This is a genomic window from Erwinia sp. PPS120 (genome assembly GCF_047918655.1).
In the GTDB taxonomy this organism is placed as follows: domain Bacteria; phylum Pseudomonadota; class Gammaproteobacteria; order Enterobacterales; family Enterobacteriaceae; genus Erwinia; species Erwinia tasmaniensis_A.
In genome coordinates, this window is record NZ_JBLREF010000105.1 from 1 (window position 1) to 2,091 (window position 2,091).

4 protein-coding genes are annotated in these 2,091 nt (G+C 48.0%); 2 read left to right on the top strand and 2 right to left on the bottom strand.

The window, feature by feature from the left end:
* Positions 1-331 precede the first annotated feature (331 nt).
* Entirely contained in the window at positions 332-763 is a 432-nt protein-coding gene (locus ACLRGG_RS21325) for a DUF6392 family protein (RefSeq protein WP_416251576.1), read from the top strand.
* 44 nt (positions 764-807) lie between these two features.
* Here the strand turns inward: ACLRGG_RS21325 and ACLRGG_RS21330 are convergent, their stop codons facing one another.
* The gene (locus ACLRGG_RS21330; RefSeq protein ID WP_416251577.1) at positions 808-1,047 is read right to left on the bottom strand and encodes a SymE family type I addiction module toxin; all 240 of its coding nucleotides are present in this window, start codon (positions 1,045-1,047) and stop codon (positions 808-810) included.
* Between the two features lie 71 nt (positions 1,048-1,118).
* Positions 1,119-1,484: a helix-turn-helix domain-containing protein gene (locus ACLRGG_RS21335; RefSeq protein WP_416251578.1), complete on the bottom strand. Its 366-nt coding sequence runs from the start codon at positions 1,482-1,484 to the stop codon at positions 1,119-1,121.
* 138 nt (positions 1,485-1,622) lie between these two features.
* On the opposite strand from ACLRGG_RS21335, the gene ACLRGG_RS21340 reads away from it, so the two are divergent.
* Positions 1,623-2,091, top strand: a 469-nt coding sequence (locus ACLRGG_RS21340) for a CHC2 zinc finger domain-containing protein (RefSeq protein WP_416251579.1), incomplete at its 3' end; no start/stop codon positions are given.

Here is a 2,091-nt window from a genome sequence, read left to right on the forward strand (position 1 = left end):
CGAGCGTCCGAATATGGCATTAAATGGCTACACGCCGATGCAGCATATTCAACGCATGACTTGATTCTACTTATCGCCTCCGTTAAAAAGGGGAGGATTACCCAACAGCTATTGAAGTACCTAAAGATGTACATCAGGCAGGCCCTACTTATGGTGGTAAGAATACTCCATCTCAGGTAAAACAAGATGCAATAAATCTTTGTGGTGCAGAATGTCGTGATACAGATGCATTGAGAAAGAATATGCTGGATCGGGGATATGATCCTAAACTTGTCGATGATGCAATAAGACAACTCAAGGAAAGAAACTCTCAAATAGGAGTAACAAAATAATGTTGATATGGGATGAATTTATTAAGTTATTAGGTTGCTCAAAACTTGAAAGTAAATTTATTAATATTTCAGGCGATTTTAATGAGTTACCTAAAGTTGAGGGGGGGGGTTTAGGTGACAGGGAATATTACTCTTTTTTACATTCAGGCGTTTTATTTTTATTAGAAGATGAAGTTGTAGATCAGATTATTTTTTATGCAGAAAAGGTTGAGGGGTTTTCTGAGTACAAAGGAGAGCTACCAGTATCAATTAATAGTTCGGAGCATGAGGCTGTTCAAATATTAGGCCACCCTTTAGCTTCTGGTGGTGGAAAAATGGATGCGCTCATGGGTTATATAGGTCGTTGGATAAAATATGAAAAAGAGGGTTATGCCCTCCATTTACAATTTAATCAGAATGATAATTTATCCAGAGTTACCCTTATGAAATAAACATAAAATCCCGCGCTAATCCGGCAGGATTTTTTGCCTGTGAGTTACCCTTCAGCCGCCAGCCGTATCACCAGCTGCCCGCACTCAACGGTGACGATAACTGGCATATTGGTAGCAAATCCTGCCTCTTGCAGCCAGTTACCCTTGAGGTTAATGCTGGGACAGCGGCTGTAATAGGTGGTCATATCATTACGATCTGCGTGACGGATGCTGGTATACCCCACCTTCAGCCGCCGTAACGCTTTGGAAATACTCACTTCTGGCTTAGTATCATGTTCAGCCATAATTAACTCCCAATCAGTTAGTTGTGGTCAGCGGCGGGCGTGAGGTGCGAACTCATTCCTGCCGCGCTCAGTTAACGTCTGTGACTGTTAAATCCTATTGCCTGCTCTACCATCGACTTCTTAACAAAACTGTCCAGCACAGTAATTAATGCCTGTTGATCTGTGTCCGGCAACAGATCCGCCTTCTGCCACAGGGCATGAAGCGTATGGTTGCGAACCTTCACTTCTTCTGACATGGCCTTACGGCCAACCAGTTCATCCAGCGTCACCTGTAAGACATCGGCAATCTTAATCACCGTATCCAGATGAGGTGCTGTTGCAGCCTTCTCCCAGCGGTTATAGGCGCGGGGATCAACGCCTAACAGTTCAGCCAGGCGTACCTGGCTGAGGTTGCGGGCTTCGCGCAACAGGCGAAGGCGTTCTGCAAATGCTGACATATCCATACCTGCACACAATGAATCAATGTGGCTCATTGTACGGCCTCCTTTTTAGTTGCCTGTTGCAAATCAAATAATATATAGATAATGTAATCTACACAAGTGTCTATTGACGTGATTTTGACAGGAGTCCGTGATATGCCCCGCATCCCACAAAAGGAACTGGACGAGTTAAAGCGCAGCATATCCCTGGCCGCACTGGCTGAATCGCAGGGGCATCAGCTGCGTAAACAGGGGCGCGACCTGGTGCTGCTGTGTCCGTTCCATCAGGAGAAAACTCCCTCGCTGGTCATCAGCCCGGAGAAGAACCTGTTCCACTGCTTCGGCTGCGGGGCGGCGGGGTCGGTGGTTGACTGGATGATGCAAACCGAAGGCTTCTCGCTGCCAAAAGCGGTGCTGCGGCTGCGTGCGTTCGCGGGTTGTGCTTCCTCTTCAGTCGCCGCCGTGCCTGTCTCTTCTTCTTCGCCGCCTGCCCGTCAGACGCTGACCGACCTGGACGATGACGGCCAGGCGCTGCTGGGCCAGGTGGTGAACTGGTATCACCAGAACCTGCTTCAGTCGCCCGATGCGCTGGCCTGGCTGGAAAAACGCGGCCTGAATCATCCCG

Excerpts from the sequence above, each read along its gene's own strand:
- ACLRGG_RS21335 (WP_416251578.1), bottom strand. The coding sequence starts at position 1,484 with ATGTCAGCATTTGCAGAACGCCTTCGCCTGTTGCGCGAAGCCCGCAAC.
- ACLRGG_RS21330 (WP_416251577.1), bottom strand. The coding sequence starts at position 1,047 with ATGGCTGAACATGATACTAAGCCAGAAGTGAGTATTTCCAAAGCGTTA.
- ACLRGG_RS21325 (WP_416251576.1), top strand. The coding sequence starts at position 332 with ATGTTGATATGGGATGAATTTATTAAGTTATTAGGTTGCTCAAAACTT.